Genomic DNA, 22681 nt, shown 5'->3' on the forward strand with positions numbered 1-22681 from the left:
AAATACCTCGGCCAGCGCCCACACGAATTACTTGGTTAACTTTTTAAAGAGCGTTTGAGCTGTTGCTCAATCAAGGCCGCGTATTCTACATCGTTCCGCTGCCCTGTCAACCACTTTTTTCGAAGAATTTTTGAAGCAAATTTTCGAACACTTTCAAGTAGTTGCATCCCTCGTGAACCGGCGTTGTCTGCCGTGTCCCTCAGAAGTGGTGCGCATTCTACAGCCCTCAGGAAAACTGTCAACGCCCATTTTCAATTTATTTTGCCGGGCTTCGGTTTCCACCTATCGAGCTGTTCAGAATACAACCAGAACGACCAAAAATCACCCGGATTTTCACCCCTCACCATGGATTCAGGGATCAGGCTTTCAGAATTCGACCTTTATAGAGCTTGCTGCAGTGCGAGCTTTCTCCCGGGCATCCTCTATGGAGCTACCCAACGCCAGCGCTACCCCCATTCGCCTCCTGCCTTGTAATTCCGGTTTTCCGAACAGGCGTAGCTGGGTTCCCGGTTGTGCCAGGGCTTCTTCCAGGCCGGTATAGGAAACTTCTGCGGAGCTTCCCTCCGGCAGAATGACCGCCGACGCACTGGGACCATTCTGTCGAACAACAGGAACGGGAATACCCAGTATGGCCCTGGCGTGGATAGCAAACTCGGACAGGTCCTGGGATACAAGCGTGACCAGTCCCGTGTCATGAGGGCGAGGTGAGACCTCCGAGAACCAGACGTTCTCACCCTTCACAAACAGCTCAACACCATAGATGCCGTAACCGCCGAGATCTTCCACCACAGCACGGGCGATCTCTTTTGAACGCTGTAATGCCAGGTCATTCATCGGCTGCGGCTGCCAGGATTCGCGATAGTCACCATCTTCCTGCCTGTGACCAATGGGCTCGCAGAAGGTTACCCCCTCTTTATGCCTCACCGTCAGCAAAGTAATCTCATAGTCGAAATCGACAAAGCCTTCGACGATTATCCTGCCCTTTCCTGCTCGGCCTCCGGTTTGTGCGTACTCCCAGGCTCTTTCAATATCCGCTTCGGTCTTTACTGTACTTTGCCCCTTGCCAGACGAACTCATCACTGGTTTTACCACCAAGGGAAGCCCGACTTCCGCAACCGCCTGCAAATATTCTTCCCGCGTACCCGCAAACCGATACGGTGACGTTGGCAACCCGAGCTCTTCCGCAGCCAACCGACGAATACCCTCACGATTCATCGTCAGGCTCACCGCCCGCGCACTGGGTATCACCCGATAACCTTCCTGCTCGAGCTTGACCAACTCCGGGGTGGCAATAGCTTCTATCTCCGGAACAATCAGGTTCGGGCGCTCTTTCTCGATGACGCTCCGCAAAGCCACAGGGTCCAGCATGTCGACAACATGGGAACGATGGGCCACCTGCATTGCCGGTGCATCGGCATATCGATCAATGGCGATCACTTCAACGCCGAAGCGCTGGAGCTCAATCACAACTTCCTTGCCCAATTCCCCGGAACCACAAAAAAGCACCCGGAACGAGTTGCTTTTAAGAGGTGTACCCAATCTGACGCTGGTCTTGGTGTTATCGGTCATCTTATAGAGCTACCTTTTGTTCACGTATTGCCACCAGTTTCAAAACTTCTCGGCGTTCATCGTCTGTCATGCGAGTCCAGTGAAGAATCTCGTCACTGGTACGATGGCACCCTATGCAAACATCGTTCTCGTCTAAGGCGCACACGCTTACGCAGGGTGAGCGCACCCGATCGGCCCTGTTCATTTCTGCTCCGGATCACACGCTTTAAGTTTCTCCAGGTAACGCGTGGCATTCTGAACATAATGCGCCGCACTCATTTCCAACATTTTCTTCTGATTGTCGTTCAGTTCACGCTTGATCTTGCCAGGAGAGCCCACAACCATCGAACCATCCGGTATTTCCATACCTTCAGGAATCAGCGTATTGGCACCAATCAGGCAATGTTTGCCGATCTTTGCCCCATTAAGCACCACCGCATTTATGCCAATCAGTGAATAATCGCCGATATCACATCCGTGCAGCATCACCTTATGACCGACAGTAACACCCCGGCCGATCGTCAAAGGCAGCCCCGGATCGGTGTGCAACACCGATCCATCCTGAACGTTGGATTCAGGACCAACCGTGATGCACTCGTTGTCGCCGCGAATAACCACGTTAAACCAGACGCTACTTTTCTCCAGCAACCGGACATTGCCAATGATAACGGCGTTTTCAGCAACAAACTGACCATCGCCAACTACCTGAGGGCGCTTGTCTTCGAGCTCGTAAAACATATCAGCCTCCTTGAGGGGGTTCGAGCAGATCGATTCCGGCATCGTACACGGCGTTCATAAAGTCGACCAGAACAACCGCGGACAGCCCCCAGATCTGGTAACGCTCCCAGCGATAACAGGGCACATAAAAGGTGTGGTTCAGAAAACTGAGGGCATCGGTGCGCTCCCTCCTGTCTTCCAGAAAGAAGGAAAGCGGTACCCGGAACACGCTTTCTATTTCATAGGGATTGGGCACCACCGGATGATCGCCTGGAACAACCCCTACGTAGGGTGTTACAAGAATGCCGTAGCGTGACATGACCTGGCTTAATGGTGCGATGACGTCCACCTGGTCGGGAGGCAACCCGATTTCTTCATGGGTCTCTCTCAACGCAGTGGCCGCAAGCGACGAATCTTCGGGATCCCGCTTGCCGCCCGGATAAGACACCTGGCCACGATGGGTTTTCAGGTTGGCAGACCTCAGGGTGAAAATCATTTCCGGATTATTTTCATCATCCGTTACCGGCACCAGAATACCGGCTTCCGGATAATCCAGTGCCAGCTGTCGAGGGGCATAATTGGATAATTTTTTAGTTAATAGGTCTCGCACTCGCTACTCCAGTGGCATCCCGATTTTGCATGAGACACAGACAGCCGGGATCGTTAAACTGATCATCAACAGACACTCAGTATACGGGGAAACTAATGAAGTATTGCAGCACATGCGGCCATCCGGTCGAACAACGCATTCCGGAGGGTGACAACAGGCACCGCTACGTATGTGTCAGCTGCGAGACCATACATTACCAGAACCCGAGGATTGTGGCGGGTACAGTTCCGGTCTGGGAAGGCCAGATACTTTTATGCCGGCGCGCGATCGAGCCCCGTTACGGCTATTGGACCCTTCCCGCCGGTTTCATGGAAAATGCCGAGACAACCATTGAGGCTGCAGCGAGGGAAACGCTGGAAGAGGCCCTTGCCGACGTCACCATCGAAGGCCTTTACTCCATCATCGATGTGCCGCATATCAACCAGGTTCACATGTTCTATCGCGCCAGCCTTAAAGACGGGCAATTCGGCGCCGGAGAAGAATCCCTGGAGTCCCGCCTTTTCTCCCCCGGCGAGATCCCATGGGACGAGATATCGTTTCCAACCGTACGCAAAACCCTTGAGCTTTTTCTTATCGATATGGAGACAGAGCGGTTTGGCGTTCACGTCAGTGATATCCGCCACCCAATGGGAAAAAAAGCCTGACCGGCCGTCAAAGATCAACCAGCCGAAAGATCTCATAAGCCGGCTCTTCATAAGGATGTGCTTGCTTCAATGCGGCTAGCGCATCTCCTATGAGGCTGTCGTCGCACACTAACTCCACCTTATATTCCCGCACCGTTTCTAATTGCCCCTGCTGCCCCAGAAACGGATCGCTTCCCGCCAGCGGCCGGAACTGCCCCTGGCCTTCACATTGCCAGGCACAACTGTCGTACTCTCCAATTTTTCCGGCACCAACATCGAACAGTGCCTGCTTGGTTTGTTCCAGATGACTCTCAGGTACGAAGTAGCAAAATTTATACACGGACACCTCCCTGACTGATCAAATATCACCCAGCATTAGAGAATTCAAACTTACTCACAGATTCTGTGGATAACTCTGGGGAAAGTTTTTGGGAATCGTCCCCAAAGCCCCATGAATACTGGACTTCTCTTAAATTGCCGACATTTTCACCCATGATTTTATTTCCTTTATTATCAATAGGTTAAAGGTTTCGCACAAAAACTGAACTTAGTTCTCAATGTTTGCTCACAGAACCGGCCAGGGCGGCACCGGAAATGTGCATAAAGTTGTCTAGTCAAGCCCCGAGACAGCAAATTTACAGACTATTTTAGGGCATCAGGGGTTGAATTTGGGGTTGACATCAAAGGTACCGGCTTAACCAACCTACAATAAAAAAAGCCAGCCTCGACTCTCTTGGAAACAGAGACCGGAGGCTGGCTTTTCACTTCTCTTTTCAGCTGCGATTCAGCGAATCAACCAAACCACTTTCTGGCGTTGCGGAACATGCGCAACCAGGGACCATCTTCTTGCCAGGTATCCGGGCGCCAGGAGTGCTGAACGGCCCGGAACACCCGCTCTGGATGGGGCATCATGATGGTCACGCGACCATCCCGTGTGGTAATACCGGTAATACCAGACTCTGAACCGTTGGGGTTATAGGGGTAACGGGTCGTTTCCCGGCCACGGTTGTCGACATATCGGAGAGCAACCAATTCGTTATCCGACAGCGCCTTGGCTGACGTGCCGGAAGCGAACTCAACCCTCCCCTCACCGTGGGCAACCGCGATCGGCATACGGGAGCCAGTCATGCCATCCAGGAAGGCGGATGGTGAGGAAGTAACCTCAACCATCACCAAGCGCGCTTCGAACTGTTCTGACTGGTTTCGAACAAAGCGGGGCCAGCCCTCACTGCCCGGAATCAGCTCGTGCAGATTGGATAGCATCTGGCAACCATTGCAGACACCAAGGGCAAGGGTATCCTGGCGATTAAAGAACGCAGCAAACTGATCACGCACCCGGTCGTTGAACAGGATGGACTTGGCCCAGCCTTCACCAGCACCCAGCACATCACCGTAGGAGAAACCGCCACAAGCCACCAGACTCTGGAACTTCTCCAGGCTGATGCGACCGGATAGCAGGTCACTCATGTGAACGTCCGTCGCTTCAAAGCCTGCTCGGTCGAAGGCTGCCGCCATCTCAACCTGCCCGTTTACGCCCTGCTCCCGCAACACCGCCACTTTCGGCCGTTTGCCGGTATTGATAAATGGTGCCGCGACGTCTTCATTCAGATCAAAGGTCAGATCAGCACTCAGCCCCGGATCCTCGGCATCGAGCAGGTTCTCGAATTCTTCCCGGGCACAGTCGGCATTGTCGCGAAGAGACTGAATGCGGTAGCTGGTTTCTGCCCAGAGGCGCTGCAGATCTGTGCGCGCCTCATCCAGAACCGGCTCTCCGGCAAACAACAACCGAACCCGATCCTTGTCATTCAGAGTACCAATGACACTGGTGTGATCTCCCAGCCCGGCACCGGAGAATTGCTGGAGAACGAAATCAGTGTCTTCACGGCGCACCTGGATAACCGCACCCAGTTCCTCATTGAAGAGTTCGCGGGCAAATTGGGATTCGTCTTCCGCGAGGCCATCCAGCTTGATATCGACACCGGTTCTGCCAGCAAAGCTCATTTCCGCAAGGGTGACGAACAGACCACCATCGGAACGGTCATGATAGGCCAGCAACTTGCCATCGGCATTGAGGCCCTGAATAACCGCGAAAAATGCCTTGATATCCTCGGGGTCGTCCAGATCCGGCGCCACAGCACCCACCTGACGATAAACCTGCGCCAGCGCAGATCCGCCAAGACGGTTCTGACCAGCGGCCAGGTCAACAAGAATAAGATCCGTTTCACCGGCATCCGTGCGCAGCTGAGGTGTCTGGGTGCGGGCAACGTCGGTCACCGGAGCAAAACCGCTGACGATCAGCGACAGCGGCGCAGTGACGCTCTTCTGCTCGCCATTGTCTTCTTCCCAGGCGGTTTTCATGGACATGGAGTCCTTGCCCACTGGAATGGTAATACCCAGCGCCGGGCACAACTCCATACCCACAGCGCGAACGGTCTCGTAAAGGTTCTCGTCCTCACCCGGATGACCTGCAGCAGCCATCCAGTTGGCGGAAAGCCGGATATCCGACAGCTTTGCGATCGGCGCCGCCGCGAGGTTGGTGATGGTTTCGCCCACAGCCATTCGGCCAGACGCCGGCGCATCAATCACCGCAAGCGGTGTGCGCTCACCCATCGCCATGGCTTCACCGGTGCGCACATCAAAAGATGCTGCGGTTACCGCCACATCACTGACAGGAACCTGCCAGGGGCCCACCATCTGGTCCCGGGCCACCAGCCCGGTGATAGTCCGGTCACCGATGGTAATCAGGAAACTCTTGGAACCAACCGAGGGCAGACGCAGAATCCGCCGAACGGCATCGTGAAGATCAATTTTCGTGGAATCGAAAATCGGCTTGGTAAAGGAGGAACGGCTAACACTGCGATGCATGCGTGGGGGCTTGCCGAAAAGCACTTCCATCGGCAGATCCACGGGCTTGTCGTTGAAGTAGGAATCACCCAGCTCCAGATGATGTTCCTCGGTCGCCTCACCAATCACTGCATACGGGCAGCGCTCGCGACGACACAGAGCATCGAAAAGATCCAGGTTTTCAGGCGCAACCGCCATAACGTAACGTTCCTGAGACTCGTTACACCAGATCTCCAGGGGCGACATGCCCGGTTCGTCACTGGGAATATCCCTAAGCTCAAATTTGCCGCCACGGCCACCGTCCTTGACCAGCTCCGGCATGGCATTGGACAAGCCGCCGGCCCCGACATCGTGAATGAAGCAGATCGGGTTTTTGTCGCCCATCTGCCAGCAACGGTCGATAACTTCCTGGCAACGCCGTTCCATTTCAGGGTTGTCGCGCTGTACCGAAGCGAAATCCAGATTCTCATTACTGGAACCGGAGTCCATGGAAGAGGCTGCGCCCCCGCCAAGGCCAATCAGCATGGACGGACCACCCAGCACGATAAGCTTGGCGCCGACCGGAATATTGCCCTTCTCTACGTCCTGCTCGCGAATGTTGCCCAGACCACCGGCAATCATGATCGGCTTATGATACCCACGGACCTCTTCACCGGCGGCGCCAGGCACCTTCTCTTCAAAGGTCCGGAAGTAACCGGCCAGGTTAGGACGGCCGAATTCGTTGTTAAAGGCCGCCCCACCAATGGGGCCTTCAATCATGATATCCAGGGGAGAGGCAATCCGGTCCGGCTTGCCATAGCCGATTTCCCAGGGTTGCTCGTCGCCGGGAATATTCAGGTTGGAAACGGTGAAACCGGTGAGACCGGCTTTCGGCTTGGAACCACGACCGGTCGCGCCTTCATCCCGGATTTCGCCACCAGAGCCTGTGGCCGCGCCGGAAAAGGGGGCAATCGCAGTCGGGTGGTTGTGGGTTTCCACCTTCATCAGGATATGCACCGGCTCCCGGTTATAGCCGTAGACACCCGTGTCCGGATTCGGGAAGAAGCGACCGGCTTCGCTGCCGGCGATCACCGCGGCGTTGTCCTTGTAGGCCGACAGCACGCCCTCGCTGTTCATCTCGAAGGTATTGCGAATCATCGCGAACAGGGACTTTTCCTGGCCTTCCCCATCGATATCCCAGGACGCGTTGAAAATCTTGTGGCGGCAGTGCTCAGAGTTGGCCTGAGCAAACATCATCAGCTCAACATCCGTCGGATCCCGCTCCAGGCCGACAAAGGATTTGACCAGGTAATCAATCTCATCGTCCGCCAGCGCCAGGCCCAACCGGCCATTTGCTTCCACCAGGGCATCCCGGCCACCAGACAACACCGGTACCCGTCCCAGAGAGCGAGGCTCTTCGTGGCTGAACAGAAGTTCTGCGCCGCCCATCTCGTGGAACACTTTCTGAGTCATACGATCGTGGAGAAGTGCTGCGATCTGCTCGCGCTGCTCCAGGCCAAGTTTCTTGCTGGCCTTTACATAGTAGGCAATGCCGCGCTCAATTCGGCGAATCTGCCGGAGGCCACAATTACGGGCGATATCCGTCGCCTTGCTGGACCATGGCGATAACGTGCCCGGCCTCGGAACCACCAGGAATAAAATCCCATCCGGCTGCTCAACCTGGACACTGGGACCATAGGTAAGCAGGCGATCCAGGATGGCCTGTTCCGAATCGGAAAGGTCGGCATCAAGATCCACAAAGTGCATGAACTCGGCATACACATGTTCTACACCCGGCACCATTTCCTGTATACGGGAATGCAGTTTGCGGGAACGAAAAGGCGAGAGCGCTGGCGCGCCGCGAAGTTCAAGCATGATATCAACCTGTATCGCGCGAATCGGGGGACGTCTGAAAGGCCGCAATGATACTTGAAACCGACTTCAGGTTACAGCGGAAGCTGGCCTCTTTCCGCGGTGTAAAATTGACATTCTTTTGCACAGTTATTAACCAGACCAATTGACCATTTCGCCCTCAGCAGTGATCATTGAGACTATGCATGGAAAGCAAGAAGCATCAAAAAGCAGGAGCATGGGAGCACCTCCCGGACCATCCTGACCATTGAGCGTGTAGCGGAGAGCAGGGATTTGTCACGATTTATCAGCACTTTCCGACGCAGTAGTGCGCAGTTGAGCATTGTATTGGCAGTTCTCCTTGCCACAGGCTGCTCGCAGCCCACAACGCTGCAGGAAATCCGGGAAGAAGGCGTTTTGCACGTCATCACCCGGGTTGCGCCTTCTATCTATTACCAGGATCGGGAACAGGACACCGGCTACGATTACGAGCTGGCCAGACTGTTTGCCGACGAACTCGGGGTTGAACTGCGGGTTCGGGTCGCCGACGATAATTCTGAAATCCTCTCTGTCCTGTCCAGAAACTACGCGCACATCGGTCTGGCCGGCCTGACACAACGGCCCGACTTTGGCGAGCAGTACCGCTCGGTGCCCATAGGTGTCGCCGCGCAATCGGTTATCGTCTATAACAAAGAAGTTCCTGCACCGGAATCACTGGAAGATCTCGCCTCCGAAACCATCCATATGCTGGCCGACAGCAACCATGAGCACCTTGTTGCTGATCCCGGGAACGAGGCTGGCCCCATCATCCAGAAACATCCGGGGCTGGATGCTGCCGGTCTTCTGGCCCGGGTGGAAAGCGGGGAATTCGGCTATGCGGCGGTGGCGTCCAATGAGCTGGATCTGAACCACGTCTTCTTCCCAAAGGTTTACGAAGCGTTCGCACTGAACGAGCCCACTGATCTTGTCTGGCTGTTTCCAACCGCTCAGGACGATACCCTGGTGCAGGCCGCCGAAGCCTTCATGGAAAGGATGAACAACAACGGCACCATGGCCCAGCTCGCGGAACGGTTCTACGGCCACCTGGACAGACTGAATTACGTCGGCGCCCGAACCTTCATGCACCATGTTGAGAACCGCCTGCCCCGCTATCAGTCACTGTTCCAGGATTATGCCGAGGAATCCGGCATGGACTGGCGCCTGCTGGCCGCCATCGGATACCAGGAATCCCACTGGCGCCCCAACGCCGTCTCCCCCACCGGAGTACGCGGTCTGATGATGCTCACCCGCACCACCGCCAATTATATCGGCATTAATAACCGACTGGATGCCGAGGAAAGTATTGAGGGCGGGGCCCGCTATTTCCGGATGGTGCACGGGCGCATCCCGGAACGAATTCCGGAGCCGGATCGCACCTGGTTTGCGCTTGCGTCCTACAACGTCGGCTTTGGACATCTTGAAGATGCCCGACGCCTGGCTGAATCCGCCGGAAAAGACCCGGACCGATGGATGGATGTGAAGGAATTTCTGCCGCTGCTGGCACAGAAAGAGTGGTACACCAAAACCCGGTTCGGGTACGCACGCGGGCACGAACCGGTGGTTTACGTGCAGAATATCCGACGGTATTACGACGTTCTGGTCCGGATTACCGAACCGGACGCACCTTCAGCGCCCGGGCTTGAAGATCAACTGGCCTGGCTTGGCGACAACGAAGCTGGCTCCGATGCCCCGGCCAGCGAGTCTCAGCCGGATCTTCGCGCTGATCTGCCTCCGGAACTACGGTTGATACCGCCGACACTCTGAATCAGTCATCATCCGGTCCCGCGCTCAAGGCATGCTCGGATTGAGATGATGAAAATCCACGCCGGGCCAGAAATCGGGCCTGGCGGAGCTTTTCAGGCAGATCCCCCTGCACATCAGCCAGTCCGAACCGTTTATCACGGGCCCGGACCGCTCTCCGGCACCACTCTTCTTCTGCGACGGACGACAGACACGCCGGAGTCTGATTCACTCCACGCTGCTGCAGTTCGGCCAGTATTCGCAGCGGCCCGTAACCCGTCTCGATGCGTTGGCGGGTATAGATCTCCGCGAACCGGTCGTCATCCAACCAGCCTTCACACTCATACTCATCCAGCACCGGATCAAAAACATCCGGTGGAATCCTGCGCTGCCGCAGCTTGAGCGCCAGTTCATACCGGCTGTGCTCCCGGCGGGCCAGCAGGCGCAGCGCTACCGAACGAGCCTGGTATTCCGGATCGTCATGTTTTTGATCTTTTGCCATACAGGCCCTTTCCGCGATGACTTGCAAAACGATAGACTTAGCGTCCCGGGGCACCCCCGCAAACACACTACCCGAAACAGACACCTGATCGGGCCGGAAGGCGGAGATACTCTGCCGCCACCGCAAACTGGTTGCAATCCCAAGGATACCGTTTATGGCTGCATTCATTCAGAAATTGTTCAAGAACCGCAAAACCCTCTCATCCGTAAGCGACAAGGCATCCGAAAAACAGCAAAGCAACCAGCCAACCGAGGAAGACAACCGACAGCAGTTGCGCCAGCAGCAGGAACGCCAGCTTGACGCCAGCCCTGAACAATCGGAACTCGCGGCTCTGGCAATAGAAGGTGTGACCTCCGCCATTCGATTACAGGCAGCGAGCCAGATTAACCAGGAAGAGCACCTACAGGCGGTGCTGAAACAGGCAAAAGGCCGCGATAAAAGTGTTTACCAGACTGTCAAACAGTCACTTCAAACCCTGAAGGAACAACAGGCCAGCGAAGCGGCCATCCAGCATCGCATCACTGAACTGGTCAGCCAGGCACAGGAGCAGGCCAGAAGCGAAGACACCAAGCTCTACGAGGCCCGACTGAACGCTCTCCAGGACCAGTGGCAAAGCGTTGAAAACAAGGCCAGCGCCGAGCAGACCCAACAATTCCTGCAAGCGGTCCACCAGATTCGTGAACGCCAGAAGCAACTGGATGAGACGCGACAGGAAGAGCAGCGGCACCTCGATCAGAAGCAGCAACGGCAGGAAACACTGGAACTGCTGAAGCAAACCCTGAACCAGCTTAAAGCCGCAGCGCCCTCTGGACTTCCCTCGGAATCTGCCCTCGATGCGTTGCAGAAAACCCAGGAAAACCGATGGCTGGAAGCCACGCGGGACACCCAGGTGGACAAACAGGAGCAGAAGCAATACGAACAGGCCATGCTGGCTCTGCGCAACTACCTTGGTGCGGTGCGGCGCCTGAATCTGGCACGACCACAAATCGGTGAGCTGGAAAGCAACGATATCGACAGCCCTCAGGCTGTCGCAAAAGCACTGCTTCAGGAAGTGGCCTGGCCGCAGGATTTCCCGCTACCCCAGGCCCTTGCAGAACTGCGGGCCCTGGCCGGCAAGCCGCGCGCCCAGCCCACGTCAGACGGAACCCGGGAACAGCAGCAAGCAAATGCGGCCGCTCTCAATACCACACTGCCCAAACTGGAAGCCGCCCTGGAAGCAAAACAGTTCCGTGAATCCCGCCAGCTCCTGAAAACAGCCCAGAACCAGTTTCAGGCGCTTGATGATCGCCACCGCAAGAACGTCCAGGCCAAGATGCAGTTACTTGCCGGCCAGTTCCGGGAACTGAGCGATTGGCAGGGATTCGCCACCGAGCCCAAGCAGGTCTCTCTGTGCGAACAGATGGAATATCTGGCGGAACAACCGATGGAGCCGGAGGCCAAGGCAGAGCGAATCAAAGAACTGCAGAACGAATGGCGAGAACTCGGCGGCTCGTCCGACCGAACCCTCTGGAATCGTTTCAAAGCGGCGTCCGATCAGGCCTATGAGCCCTGCAAAGCCTACTTCGAGGCAAAAGCCGATCTCAAACAGGCCAACCTGCAGAAACGGGAAGCCATCTGTGAGGAACTTGAACGCTTCCTCGCGCAGGCAGACTGGACCAGTATTGACTGGAAAGGTGCCGAACGGATTCATCAGACCGCCCGTCAGGAATGGAAAGCGGCCTGGCCGGTAGACTTCCGGGATAACCGCCAGGTACAGAAGCGGTTTGACGACCTGCTGAAGAACCTGGAGCGGCCCCTGGACGAGGAGCGACAGAAAAACGAGGCCGCCAAACAGGCGATTGTCGAGCGGGCTCAGGCGTTGATTGACCATGAACCTCTTCAGGAGGCCATGGTTCAGGCCAAAGCCCTGCAATCGGAATGGAAGCGTATCGGTATCACCCGCCACCGCGAAGATCGCAAGCTCTGGCAGGCGTTCCGCCAAGCCTGCGACCAGATCTTCGAGCGACGCGATGCCCAGCGGTCTGCACAGCAACAAGCGACCGAGAAGGCTGACGCCGACGCTCGCGCAGTGGTTGCCAAATACCGCGATCTCGGCACAGAGGCTGACGATGCGCTGATCAATGAAGCCAAAACCGAACTCAGGCCGTTAGCCGATATGCCGCTTTCACGACCGGTTCGGGGCGAAGTACAAGACCTTCGTCAGCATCTGACAGAGCTGGGGCAGCGCAAAAAGCTGAAAGCCAGACTGGATAACTGGAAGACTCTGATCAAAGAGCGTGTGAGTGGCGCCCTTGCCCCGGAACAGGTTCCTTCAAACTGGCAGAATCTGGTTAACGGCGCGACCTCTCTTACAGGTAGAGACCTGGTGATCAGGGCGGAGATCGTTGCCGGCCAGGAGACTCCGGACTCAGACCAGGGACGGCGTATGGAAATCCAGGTTCAGCGTCTGGCCGAAGGTCTGGGTGGTGGCGATCAAACCACACCTGAGCAGGAACTGGAAAGGCTGATCGCACTCTGGTGCCTGCACCCGGAGATGAACGACCAGAGCGCAGAACATGCTGGTCGACTGGTTCAGGCTTTGGAAAGCCGCCTGCAGCACTAAAGCATCATTCTCTCTGATGCTGCCTTACAAAATCCCTGGCTTGCCTGACCGCAGCCAGGGATTTTTCTTTCATCTCCTTTAATTCCTCATCGGCAAGGTAGAACATCATATCGATGGTGTGCCGATAGTACCTGGCTGGCAAACGATTCAGAGCCACACACATCACGTCGGTCAGATAATCCGCTGTGTCCGACTCCTCCCGGGTTGCATCGATCGCATCCAGCACCAGCCTTTCGTAGAAATTATCGATAGCATCTCTCAGAGACATGGTTACACCTGCCTGCTTTATAGGATCAATCTTTATTCAAGATAGAAGTCACAAGCGTTTGTGTCATTGTCCCTGAGCAATTTCGCCAATGGGATTGGCAGCGGCTGTCATTACCGGGGACTACACTGAACCGCTATGGTTATCACTCTTTGAAAACAAGCCCGGATAACAATCAGAGGAACAGATATGACCACCGAGGCGTACATTTTCGATGCCGTTCGCACCCCCCGCGGCCGCGGCAAGAAAGATGGTTCACTGCACAGCGTTAAGCCGATCACGCTGCTCACTACCGTGCTCAAGGCTCTGGAAGAGCGTAACCGGCTCGACACTTCTCAGGTAGATGATGTCGTCATGGGCTGCGTCACCGCCGTGGGTGACCAGGGCGCGGATATCGCCAAGACGGCGGCACTGGCCGCTGATTGGGATGAGAAAGTCGCCGGCGTAACCCTGAACCGCTTCTGCGCCTCCGGCCTGGAGGCCGTGAACCTGGCCGCCATGAAAGTGCGCTCCGGGTGGGAAGACATGGTGGTTGCCGGTGGTGTAGAGGCAATGTCGCGCGTACCCATGGGTTCCGATGGAGGTGCCTGGGCGACCGACCCGGAAACCAACCTGCATACAGGTTTCATGCCTCAAGGTATCGGCGCCGACCTGATCGCTACTCTGGAAGGCTTCACTCGTGAAGATGTCGATGGCTTTGCCGTGAAGTCCCAGCAAAAAGCCGCCAACGCCTGGGAAAAGGGTTATTTCGCCAAATCCATCGTGCCGGTTACTGATCAGAACGGCGTGGTCATACTGGACCGGGACGAGCACGTGCGCGGCAACACTACCGTGGAATCCCTGGCAGGCCTCAAGCCCTCGTTCCAGATGATGGGCGAGATGGGCTTTGACGGCGTCGCCCGGGAAAAATACCACTACGTGGAGAAGATCAACCACGTGCACCACGCCGGCAACTCTTCCGGCATTGTCGACGGTGCCACCGCCATGCTGATTGGCAGCGAAGCCAAGGGCAAGGAGCTCGGCCTCAAGCCACGCGCCCGCATCGTTGCCACTGCGGTTACCAGCACAGACCCCACCATTATGCTCACCGGCCCTGCCCCGGCTGCCCGCAAGGCACTGGAGAAAGCCGGTATGACGGTGGACCAGATCGACCTGTTTGAAGTGAACGAAGCCTTCGCGTCAGTGGTGATGCGTTTCCAGAAAGAGTTGTCCGTTCCGGACGAGAAAGTGAATGTAAACGGCGGCGCTATCGCCATGGGCCACCCACTGGGTGCCACCGGCGCCATCATCCTCGGCACCCTGCTGGATGAACTGGAACGCCGTGAACTGCGCTACGGCCTGGCCACGTTGTGCGTGGGCGGCGGCATGGGCATTGCCACCATCATCGAGCGCGTCTGAACGCCACTTTCATATAAAAGGAACCGACCATGAGTGCCATCAAATACGACCTGGGTTCAGACCAGATTCTGACCCTGACCATCGACATGCCGGGCCAGTCCGCCAACACCATGAACGGCGAGTTTCGAACTGCACTGACCGAAGCCGTCAATAAGGTCAAAAGCGACCTGGATAATGTCAAAGGCATTATCATTGCCTCCGCCAAGAAAAGCTTCTTTGCCGGCGGCGACCTGAATGAGCTATACACAGTGACCCGCGAACAGGCCAAAGAGTTTGAAGACATGGTCAACGGCCTGAAAGCCGACATGCGGGTGCTGGAAACCTGTGGCAAACCTGTGGTGGCGGCTATCAACGGCACCGCTCTGGGTGGTGGCCTGGAACTCGCCCTGGCCTGCCATCATCGCGTTGCCATTGATGATGACCGGACCCAACTGGGCTTGCCGGAAGTCACCCTGGGCCTGCTGCCCGGCGGTGGCGGCACCCAGCGACTGCCCCGGATGATTGGCCTGGAAGCCGCCTTCCCGTTCCTGATGGAGGGTAAGAAGGTAAATCCAAAAGCCGCTCTGAAGGCCGGTATCGTGGATGAGCTCGCCAACTCACCGGAAGACATGATCGCCAAGGCCCAGGCCTTCATCGAAGCCAATCCCAAGTGCCAGCAACCCTGGGATCAGAAAGGCTTCCGCTTCCCCGGCGGAGCTCCGCATCATCCGGCCATGGCCCAGAAACTGGCCATTGCACCGGCCATGCTCAAACAGAAGACCAAAGGCTGCTATCCGGCACCGGAACGGATTCTGGCAGCAGCGGTGGAAGGCGCCCAGGTGGATTTCGACAATGGCAGCCTGATTGAAACCCGTTACTTTGCCGAGCTGGCCACCGGTCAGGTGGCCAAAAACATGACGGGCACCTTCTGGTTCCAGCTCAACGCCATCAAGGCCGGCGGCAGTCGCCCGGATGGCGTAGAAAAGGAAAGCTTCAAGAAAGTCGGGGTACTGGGTGCAGGCATGATGGGCGCCGGTATCGCCTACTCCACTGCCAGCCGCGGCATTGAGGTGGTGCTGAAGGATGTCTCGGTTGAAAACGCCGAGAAAGGCAAAAGCTATTCCGAAAATCTCCTGGCGAAGAAAGTCAGTCGCGGCCGCATGACCGAAGCCCAGAAAGACGAAGTGTTGGCCCGCATCAACGCCACCGCCTCTGCCGACGACCTGGAAGGTTGCGACCTGATCATCGAGGCAGTCTTTGAAGACAGTGATCTGAAGGCAAAGGTTACCCAGGAATCTGAGCCGAAAATGGTCGCTAACGGCATTTTTGCCTCCAACACCTCCACTATCCCCATCACCCAGTTGGCCCAGGCCTCGGCCAAGCCGGACAACTTTATCGGCCTGCACTTCTTCTCCCCGGTGGACAAGATGCAACTGGTGGAAATCATCGTCGGCGAGAAAACCTCCGATGACACCCTGGCCCGGGCGTTCGATTACGTGCAGCAGATAGGCAAGATTCCCATTGTAGTGAACGACAGCCGCGGCTTCTTTACCTCTCGGGTATTTGGCACCTTCGTGAACGAAGGTATCAGCATGCTGGCCGAGGGCATTCACCCCTCAAGCATCGAGAATGCCGGACTGCTGGCCGGCATGCCGGTAGGACCGCTGGCCATCTCTGACGAAGTCAGCATGACCCTGATGCAGCACATCCGCGCCCAAAGCAAGAAAGACACGGAAGCCGCCGGCGGTACCTGGCAGCCGCATCCGGCCGAAGCCGTCATCGATGCCATGGTGGATACACACGGACGCAAGGGCAAAGCCGCCGGTGCCGGTTTCTACGAGTATCCGGAGAAGGGCAAAAAATACCTGTGGCCGGAACTGGAGAACCTGTTCGTGGACCAGGACAAGGCACGCCGTGTGAAGCTGCAGGATCTGAAAGATCGCATCCTGTTCATGCAGGCCATCGAGACCATCCGCTGTCTTGAGGAGGGTGTGCTGAGAACCGTGGAAGACGCCAACATTGGCAGCATCTTCGGTATTGGCTACGCGCCCTGGACCGGCGGTGCCATCCAGTTCGTCAACCAGTATGGCGTTCGGGCCTTTGCGGAGCGGGCGCAGCAGCTGGCAGACCAGTACGGAGAGCGATTCACGCCGCCATCCCTGCTGCTTCAGAAAGCCGAACGCAACGAAAACTTTAGCTGACCCTGCCGGCCGGAGGGCCTATACCCTCCGGCCACCTCTACCCTCACACTGCCGACAGTTTACTTCCGGTCACACGCCCCCATAGTTAGCCTCAGGCTGAAACGTATATGGACATATTGTCACGAAGCTATACCCCTGGCCTATGGCAACAGGTGTAGCGGTTGCCTACAATAAATTGAACAGTCACGGGTATTCACCCCCATTGTCATTGGTGGCGATTCCCAGCAGCTTCAGGTATGCATTTATGACCATTGCGGAAAATTCCATGCAGCGCCCGTCCCTGACTTCCCTCACCCGGAAAGCAGGCGCGGTCACGGCTCTGGCCCTGGGCCTCCTTGTCTCCGGCGCCTACGCAAAGATTGACGACTCCGCCAGGTATGAGCCGGTTGCGCCCACGATTGACCAGGCCCGCGCCAATATTCTGATTGCCCGGCAGCTGCAGTTCACGCATTTCCGCAATCTCGGCATCAGCGACGAACTGTCCGGCGATGTTTTCGATGCCTACCTGAATTACCTGGACAGCCAGAGAATCTACCTGACCCAGGAAGACATTGATGCCCTCTCCCGGGTCAAGAAACACCTGGGGTCAGCGCTCAAAACCGGCCAACTCCAGCCGGGCTTTGATATTTACAACCTGGTTCAACAGCGGGTTATCGAACGCCTGAAGTTCGCCCTGGGGCTCATTGACAACGGTATTGAGCAACTGGACTTCGCTGCCGATGACAGGATTCGCGTCGACCGTTCCGAGGCGCCCTGGGAGGCAAACCAGGCCGCTCTGGACGAGCTCTGGACGAAGCGTATTAAAAACGCGGTTCTGGCCCAGAGACTGAACGGCGCAGACGATGAAGCGATCGAAGAGACGCTGCGCCGCCGCTATGAAGGGCAACTCAAACGCGCGTACCAGGCCCGCAGCGAAGATGCATTCCAGGCTTACATGAATGCCTTTACCGGTATGTGGGACCCTCACACGTCCTACTTTTCGCCCCGAACCTCCGAGAACTTCAACATCAACATGAGTCTCTCGCTGGAGGGCATCGGCGCGGTACTGCAATCCGATAACGAGTACACCAAGGTAGTGCGCCTGGTACCCGGTGGCCCGGCCTCCAAGCAGGGTCAGCTGCAGCCTGCCGACCGCATCGTCTCGGTTGCCCAGGGCGAGGAAAAGCCTGTAAACGTGATCGGCTGGCGCCTGGACGAGGTGGTGGATCTGATCCGCGGCCCCCGTAATTCCACCGTAACCCTGGAAGTAATACCGGCCAACGCCAGTGACGAGACCATCACACGCACCATCGCCATCAAGCGCGACGAGGTGAAGCTGGAGGAGCAAAGCGCCAGCAAAGACGTGATTGAACTGGACCGAAACGGCGAGACCTATCGTATCGGGGTCATCAATATCCCCACCTTCTACGCCGATTTCCAGGCCATGCAGGCTGGCGATCCAAATTACAAAAGCACCACCCGCGATGTGCGTAAACTGATTGAGGAACTCAAGGCCGGCGGCGTGGATGGCGTGGTCATGGATCTTCGTAATAACGGCGGTGGCGCACTGCACGAAGCCAACGACCTGGTTGGTCTGTTTATCGACGAAGGCCCCACGGTCCAGATCCGTAACGCCAACAACGATGTCCAGGTACTGGAAGACGAGGATCCGTCCGTGGTCTACGACGGCCCTCTGGTGGTGCTGGTCAACCGGATGAGCGCCTCCGCCTCTGAAATTTTCGCCGGCGCTATCCAGGATTATGGTCGAGGCCTGGTGGTTGGCTCCCAAACCTTCGGCAAAGGCACGGTTCAGGCCGTTCGGCCACTGAACCACGGTCAATTGAAAATCACACAGTCCAAGTTTTACCGGGTTTCCGGCGGTTCCACCCAGCACAAAGGGGTGATTCCAGACATCGAAATCCCGTCGCGCATCGATAAAACCCGAATTGGTGAGGACGCTCTGGACCACGCCCTGCCGTGGGACCAGATTGAGGCCGTTCCCCATGCCCGCTATTTCGACTTTACCGGCGTGATTGACGAACTGCGGAATCGCCACGAAGAGCGGTTCGCCACCAACCCGGAGTTCAAGCTGCTGCAGAAGGAAATCGAGTTCCTTAACCGCCAGCGGCAGATGGATTACGTCAGCCTTAACGTGGACGAGCGCAAGAACCAGCACAACCAGATCGAGCAGACCCGCCTGACCATCGCCAATGCCCGCAGGGAACTGAAGGGCGAAGAACCTTTTGAAGACCTGGAAGCTCTGGAAGACTGGCAGGATCAACAGGCGGCAGATCTGGACAACACCGACGAAGAACTGGATTTCGTCATCCAGGAAGGCGGGCACATCATGGCCGACCTGCTGGAGCTGGATCAACGTATGGCGTCCATTCTGATGCCCACCCAGTTTGCGGCCAAGACTGAGGCACCATAAATCATGGCTGGGCAGCCGTCCGGGGAAAGCGGTCAGAGTACCCAACAGCGTGCCCGGGTGTTCCGGGACATGCTACTGGACGCCCTGCACGCCATGTATTCCATGGACGAAGCTGAGGGCCTGGAATCCTCTGGCCCGAAAGATAAAACCCCAGACGGTATGCTGGAACGTATAGCCGGGTTGACGGGTTCGGCACTTCGCCTGGGCGCCCGGGCAACCGACACCTCCCTGCGGGTCGGTCGGGCCCTGATTAACTCTCAGGATCAGTTGCGGGCCATGCTGACAGCCGGCCAATCGCTGAAAGACATACGGGAAGTTGCGGGCCTGACGCTCTCGGAAATGAGTGAAGCCCTGAACCTCAAAGACAAGTCTTTGCTGGAAGCCATTGAAAATGGCACCTCCACCCTCTCCTTCGAGCTGATCCTGAGACTCGCCGCCCTGGTGGCCCGCAACGATCCGATCCCGTTTATCATGCGCACCACCCGTAACTATAACCCCGAGGTGTGGCAGATACTCAACGATTGGGGCATAGGCCGGATTCCGCTCCAGTTCGAGCGGGAACGGGAATTCATCAACATCTTCCGCCGGCACGACGATGCCAGAAACCTGTCGGATGAAGGCTTCCGCAAAGTGCTGGAATTTACCCGCCAGAGCTTTGAAATGTCGCTGCATTTTATAGAACAGCAGGAAAAGGAAGTGGCAGAACTGAAAGCTGGCATGAAGACCGCCGAGCCAGCGCCGGACAAGCCGGCAACCAGCTCCGGGGCAAAACGGAATATCAGGTAAACAGCGCCCGCATTCCGGTGATGTTGGGGTTACGCACTGCGCCCTTCTCGGTCACGATGGCATCAATCAGGCTGGCCGGTGTCACGTCGAACACCGGATTGAAGACCTGAACGCCGGCGGGCGCCAGGGGAATCCCGCGGATTTCACGAACCTCGGTGCCCTCCCGCTCTTCGATCGGAATATCCTTGCCGGACTCCAGCGACATATCCACGGTGCTGGAGGGAGCCACCACCATAAACCCGATCTTGTGGTGCCGAGCCAGGACCGCCAGGTTATAGGTACCAATCTTGTTCGCCACATCACCGTTGGCAGTTATCCGGTCGGCACCCACAACAATCCATTTAACCTTGCCGGAAGCCATAATGGCCGCTGCCGCGCCATCGGCATTTAGCGTAACGGGAATATGGTCACGGGTCAGCTCCCAGGCGGTTAACCGGCTGCCCTGAAGCCAGGGCCGGGTTTCATCGGCATAGACCCTCTTCAACAGTTTTTCCTCGTGCAAACGGCGAATCACCCCCAACGCGGTACCGTATCCTCCGGTGGCAAGTGCACCGGTGTTACAGTGGGTCAGCACTGCGACAGGCTTGTCGGGATTCATCACCTCCAGCGCATAATCCGCCATGGCCAGGTTGGCCGCCAGGTCATCCTCATGCAGACGAACAGCCTCTGCCGCCAGCCGATCAGTGGCTTCGTCCAGAGAATGGCAGGCGTGGAACACCTTTTCCATGCGCTCCAGCGCCCAGAACAGGTTCACCGCCGTAGGCCGGGATTTCGCCAACACTCGAATAGCCTGTTTGATCTCGGCCTGCCAATCGCCTCCGCCTGCGTGGCGGGCTGCCAGGGCCACCCCGTACGCAGCACTGATGCCAATGGCTGGTGCCCCGCGCACCACCATATCCGTTATGCACTGGGCCACCGCCGACGCGCCATCCGCAACAATCCAGTGCTCTTCCGCCGGGAGCAGGCGCTGATCCAGCAATTCAAGCCTGTCTCCGTGCCAGCGCATTGCTACCGTCCCGATGGAACGATTGGAAGATCGACCTGACATAAACAACTCCCGAACCAAAGAAAAACAGCGAGTATAGCCCTATCAAACCAGATTGACTGCCCTGATTTGAAGAGGCTTGATGAATGTCTGGAAAATCGCAGCACAGCGGCCACCACCGGGGTAGTTCTGCCTGACCGCGCTGGTTATACTTGCCCATTGAATTTCAAGGCGCCTCCGGTGCCCCGAACCCGCAAGGCAGGTTAATGACGGCAGAAACCATCACCGCAGCCGATACCCGAATCAACGCCCGCTGGCTGATTCCCGTCGAACCCTTCGGGGTTGTTCTTGAACACCAGGCCGTGATCCTTCAAGGCAGCCGAATTCTGGCGATCGTGCCGCAGGCTGAGGCAGACCAGAATTATCGCACCCGGGAAACCCTCGACCTGAACCAGCATGTTGTCCTGCCCGGGCTGATCAACCTGCACGGCCACACCGCCATGTCCCTGTTCCGGGGCCTGGCTGACGACCTGCCATTGATGACCTGGCTGAATGATCATATCTGGCCTGCAGAGGGCAAGTTTGTCAGCGAGCAGTTCGTGGCAGACGGCACGCGCCTGGCCATGGCAGAGATGCTCCGCACCGGCACCACCACGTTTTCGGATATGTACTTCTTCCCGGAAGTGACTGCCCAGGCAGCCCACGACACCGGCATGCGTGCACAGATCTGCTTTCCTCTGATGGATATGCCAACGGTATGGGGTTCAGGGCCAGAAGAATACCTGCGCAAAGGTGCGGACCTAATTGAACAATGGCAGCGGGATGACTACATCATGCCTGCCATTGGGCCCCACGCCCCTTACACCGTTTCCGACGGTCCTCTGGGTGCCGCCGTGGAATTAGCGCAGCAAACCGGTGCCGCCATTCAACTGCATTTGCACGAAACCGCCTTTGAAGTAGCGGAAGCGGTAAAAGCGAGCGGGCAGCGACCACTGGCGCGTATGGCAGACCTGGGTGTTCTCGGCACCAATACGCAGTGTGTACACATGACCCAGATCGACGAATCCGACCTGGCTCATCTGAAAAAGACCGGCGCCCATGTTGTCCATTGCCCGGAGTCCAACCTGAAACTGGCGAGCGGGTTCTGTCCGGTGCAGAAACTGCTGGATCACGATATCAATGTCACCATCGGGACCGATGGGGCCGCGAGCAACAACGATCTGGATCTGTTCGGCGAACTGAAAACCGCCGCAATGGTAGCCAAGGCTGTGGCGGACGATGCGGCAGCCCTGTCGGCTCACAAAGCGCTGGAGATGGCGACCCTCAGTGGTGCCCGAGCCCTGGGGCGGGACCACGACATCGGCTCCCTGGTGGCGGGCAAACTGGCAGATCTGATCGCCGTCGACTTGAGCGACCCCTATCTGCAGCCTGTCTACGATCCCGCTTCGCACCTGGTCTACAGCAACCACGGCCGGGCAGTAAGCCACAGCTGGATTCATGGCGTACCACAATTACAGGATGGCAGGCTAACCCGCATAGACGTACCAGATCTGGTTCTGCGGGTGAACGAATGGCGCAAACAGATTCTCAGCTGATTATCCG

The 22681-nt window shown here is 57.1% G+C and carries 17 protein-coding genes; 8 read left to right on the plus strand and 9 right to left on the minus strand.

What is annotated here, in order from left to right; translation table 11 throughout:
* Nucleotides 1-366 precede the first annotated feature (366 nt).
* Genes purT through ACSSVV_RS16690 form a run of 4 tightly spaced genes read right to left on the minus strand, consistent with a single transcriptional unit; the run spans nt 367 to nt 2875 of the window.
* Nucleotides 367-1569, minus strand: coding sequence for a formate-dependent phosphoribosylglycinamide formyltransferase (gene purT / locus ACSSVV_RS16675; RefSeq protein WP_454106597.1), 1203 nt, complete (start codon nt 1567-1569; stop codon nt 367-369).
* 1 nt (nt 1570) lies between these two features.
* The gene (locus tag ACSSVV_RS16680; RefSeq protein ID WP_011785938.1) at nt 1571-1753 is read right to left on the minus strand and encodes a DUF1289 domain-containing protein; all 183 of its coding nucleotides are present in this window, start codon (nt 1751-1753) and stop codon (nt 1571-1573) included.
* Nucleotides 1750-2286 carry a gamma carbonic anhydrase family protein gene (locus tag ACSSVV_RS16685; RefSeq protein WP_011785939.1) on the minus strand — a complete coding sequence of 179 codons (537 nt, stop codon included), beginning with the start codon at nt 2284-2286 and terminating at the stop codon, nt 1750-1752. Before ACSSVV_RS16685 ends, ACSSVV_RS16680 begins: the two co-directional genes overlap by 4 nt.
* 1 nt (nt 2287) lies before the next feature.
* Nucleotides 2288-2875 (minus strand): NUDIX hydrolase, encoded by a 588-nt coding sequence (locus ACSSVV_RS16690; protein WP_011785940.1) that lies wholly within the window; start codon nt 2873-2875, stop codon nt 2288-2290.
* A gap of 95 nt (nt 2876-2970) precedes the next feature.
* On the opposite strand from ACSSVV_RS16690, the gene ACSSVV_RS16695 reads away from it, so the two are divergent.
* A complete protein-coding gene (locus tag ACSSVV_RS16695) occupies nt 2971-3519 on the plus strand; it encodes an NUDIX hydrolase (RefSeq protein WP_011785941.1) in 549 nt (182 codons plus the stop codon).
* Nucleotides 3520-3526: 7 nt separating this feature from the next.
* Here ACSSVV_RS16695 and ACSSVV_RS16700 read toward each other — a convergent pair whose 3' ends face one another.
* Both ACSSVV_RS16700 and purL read right to left on the minus strand, forming a co-directional pair.
* Complete coding sequence (locus ACSSVV_RS16700) at nt 3527-3838, minus strand: NGG1p interacting factor NIF3 (protein ID WP_454106598.1); 312 nt, start codon at nt 3836-3838, stop codon at nt 3527-3529.
* A 452-nt stretch (nt 3839-4290) separates the two neighbouring features.
* Nucleotides 4291-8196 (minus strand): phosphoribosylformylglycinamidine synthase, encoded by a 3906-nt coding sequence (purL, locus tag ACSSVV_RS16705; protein WP_113880553.1) that lies wholly within the window; start codon nt 8194-8196, stop codon nt 4291-4293.
* 270 nt (nt 8197-8466) lie between these two features.
* On the opposite strand from purL, the gene mltF reads away from it, so the two are divergent.
* The gene (mltF, locus tag ACSSVV_RS16710) at nt 8467-9975 is read left to right on the plus strand and encodes a membrane-bound lytic murein transglycosylase MltF (protein WP_031210107.1); all 1509 of its coding nucleotides are present in this window, start codon (nt 8467-8469) and stop codon (nt 9973-9975) included.
* A 1-nt stretch (nt 9976) separates the two neighbouring features.
* On the opposite strand, the gene ACSSVV_RS16715 is transcribed toward mltF, so the two are convergent.
* Entirely contained in the window at nt 9977-10453 is a 477-nt protein-coding gene (locus ACSSVV_RS16715) for a regulatory protein RecX (protein WP_454106599.1), read from the minus strand.
* Between the two features lie 154 nt (nt 10454-10607).
* On the opposite strand from ACSSVV_RS16715, the gene ACSSVV_RS16720 reads away from it, so the two are divergent.
* Complete coding sequence (locus ACSSVV_RS16720) at nt 10608-13055, plus strand: DUF349 domain-containing protein (protein ID WP_454106600.1); 2448 nt, start codon at nt 10608-10610, stop codon at nt 13053-13055.
* 4 nt (nt 13056-13059) lie between these two features.
* Here the strand turns inward: ACSSVV_RS16720 and ACSSVV_RS16725 are convergent, their stop codons facing one another.
* Nucleotides 13060-13323 carry a late competence development ComFB family protein gene (locus ACSSVV_RS16725; RefSeq protein WP_014421950.1) on the minus strand — a complete coding sequence of 88 codons (264 nt, stop codon included), beginning with the start codon at nt 13321-13323 and terminating at the stop codon, nt 13060-13062.
* A 186-nt stretch (nt 13324-13509) separates the two neighbouring features.
* Here ACSSVV_RS16725 and ACSSVV_RS16730 point away from each other — a divergent pair, with 186 nt between their 5' ends.
* From ACSSVV_RS16730 to ACSSVV_RS16745, 4 genes are all read left to right on the plus strand, one after another.
* Nucleotides 13510-14718, plus strand: coding sequence for an acetyl-CoA C-acetyltransferase (locus ACSSVV_RS16730; RefSeq protein WP_014421951.1), 1209 nt, complete (start codon nt 13510-13512; stop codon nt 14716-14718).
* A gap of 29 nt (nt 14719-14747) precedes the next feature.
* Nucleotides 14748-16898, plus strand: a complete 2151-nt coding sequence (locus tag ACSSVV_RS16735; RefSeq protein ID WP_454106601.1) for a 3-hydroxyacyl-CoA dehydrogenase NAD-binding domain-containing protein — start codon at nt 14748-14750, stop codon at nt 16896-16898.
* Between the two features lie 244 nt (nt 16899-17142).
* Nucleotides 17143-19308 carry a carboxy terminal-processing peptidase gene (locus ACSSVV_RS16740; protein ID WP_454106602.1) on the plus strand — a complete coding sequence of 722 codons (2166 nt, stop codon included), beginning with the start codon at nt 17143-17145 and terminating at the stop codon, nt 19306-19308.
* A 3-nt stretch (nt 19309-19311) separates the two neighbouring features.
* The gene (locus ACSSVV_RS16745; RefSeq protein ID WP_014421954.1) at nt 19312-20094 is read left to right on the plus strand and encodes a helix-turn-helix domain-containing protein; all 783 of its coding nucleotides are present in this window, start codon (nt 19312-19314) and stop codon (nt 20092-20094) included.
* On the opposite strand, the gene mtnA is transcribed toward ACSSVV_RS16745, so the two are convergent.
* Nucleotides 20087-21142 (minus strand): S-methyl-5-thioribose-1-phosphate isomerase, encoded by a 1056-nt coding sequence (gene mtnA, locus ACSSVV_RS16750; RefSeq protein WP_454106603.1) that lies wholly within the window; start codon nt 21140-21142, stop codon nt 20087-20089. The two genes, ACSSVV_RS16745 and mtnA, sit on opposite strands and share 8 nt — an antisense overlap.
* Before the next feature lie 203 nt (nt 21143-21345).
* On the opposite strand from mtnA, the gene ACSSVV_RS16755 reads away from it, so the two are divergent.
* A complete protein-coding gene (locus tag ACSSVV_RS16755; RefSeq protein ID WP_369611833.1) occupies nt 21346-22674 on the plus strand; it encodes a TRZ/ATZ family hydrolase in 1329 nt (442 codons plus the stop codon).
* Nucleotides 22675-22681: the final 7 nt, after the last annotated feature.

The sequence above is a fragment of the Marinobacter sp. MBR-105 genome (assembly GCF_053628895.1).

Coding starts and splice junctions, on each gene's coding strand:
- ACSSVV_RS16745 (WP_014421954.1), top strand. CDS start 19,312: ATGGCTGGGCAGCCGTCCGGGGAAAGCGGTCAGAGTACCCAACAGCGT.
- ACSSVV_RS16755 (WP_369611833.1), top strand. CDS start 21,346: ATGACGGCAGAAACCATCACCGCAGCCGATACCCGAATCAACGCCCGC.
- ACSSVV_RS16735 (WP_454106601.1), top strand. CDS start 14,748: ATGAGTGCCATCAAATACGACCTGGGTTCAGACCAGATTCTGACCCTG.
- mtnA (WP_454106603.1), bottom strand. CDS start 21,142: ATGTCAGGTCGATCTTCCAATCGTTCCATCGGGACGGTAGCAATGCGC.
- ACSSVV_RS16720 (WP_454106600.1), top strand. CDS start 10,608: ATGGCTGCATTCATTCAGAAATTGTTCAAGAACCGCAAAACCCTCTCA.
- ACSSVV_RS16725 (WP_014421950.1), bottom strand. CDS start 13,323: ATGTCTCTGAGAGATGCTATCGATAATTTCTACGAAAGGCTGGTGCTG.
- purL (WP_113880553.1), bottom strand. CDS start 8,196: ATGCTTGAACTTCGCGGCGCGCCAGCGCTCTCGCCTTTTCGTTCCCGC.
- purT (WP_454106597.1), bottom strand. CDS start 1,569: ATGACCGATAACACCAAGACCAGCGTCAGATTGGGTACACCTCTTAAA.
- ACSSVV_RS16695 (WP_011785941.1), top strand. CDS start 2,971: ATGAAGTATTGCAGCACATGCGGCCATCCGGTCGAACAACGCATTCCG.
- ACSSVV_RS16680 (WP_011785938.1), bottom strand. CDS start 1,753: ATGAACAGGGCCGATCGGGTGCGCTCACCCTGCGTAAGCGTGTGCGCC.
- ACSSVV_RS16685 (WP_011785939.1), bottom strand. CDS start 2,286: ATGTTTTACGAGCTCGAAGACAAGCGCCCTCAGGTAGTTGGCGATGGT.
- ACSSVV_RS16715 (WP_454106599.1), bottom strand. CDS start 10,453: ATGGCAAAAGATCAAAAACATGACGATCCGGAATACCAGGCTCGTTCG.
- ACSSVV_RS16740 (WP_454106602.1), top strand. CDS start 17,143: ATGACCATTGCGGAAAATTCCATGCAGCGCCCGTCCCTGACTTCCCTC.
- ACSSVV_RS16730 (WP_014421951.1), top strand. CDS start 13,510: ATGACCACCGAGGCGTACATTTTCGATGCCGTTCGCACCCCCCGCGGC.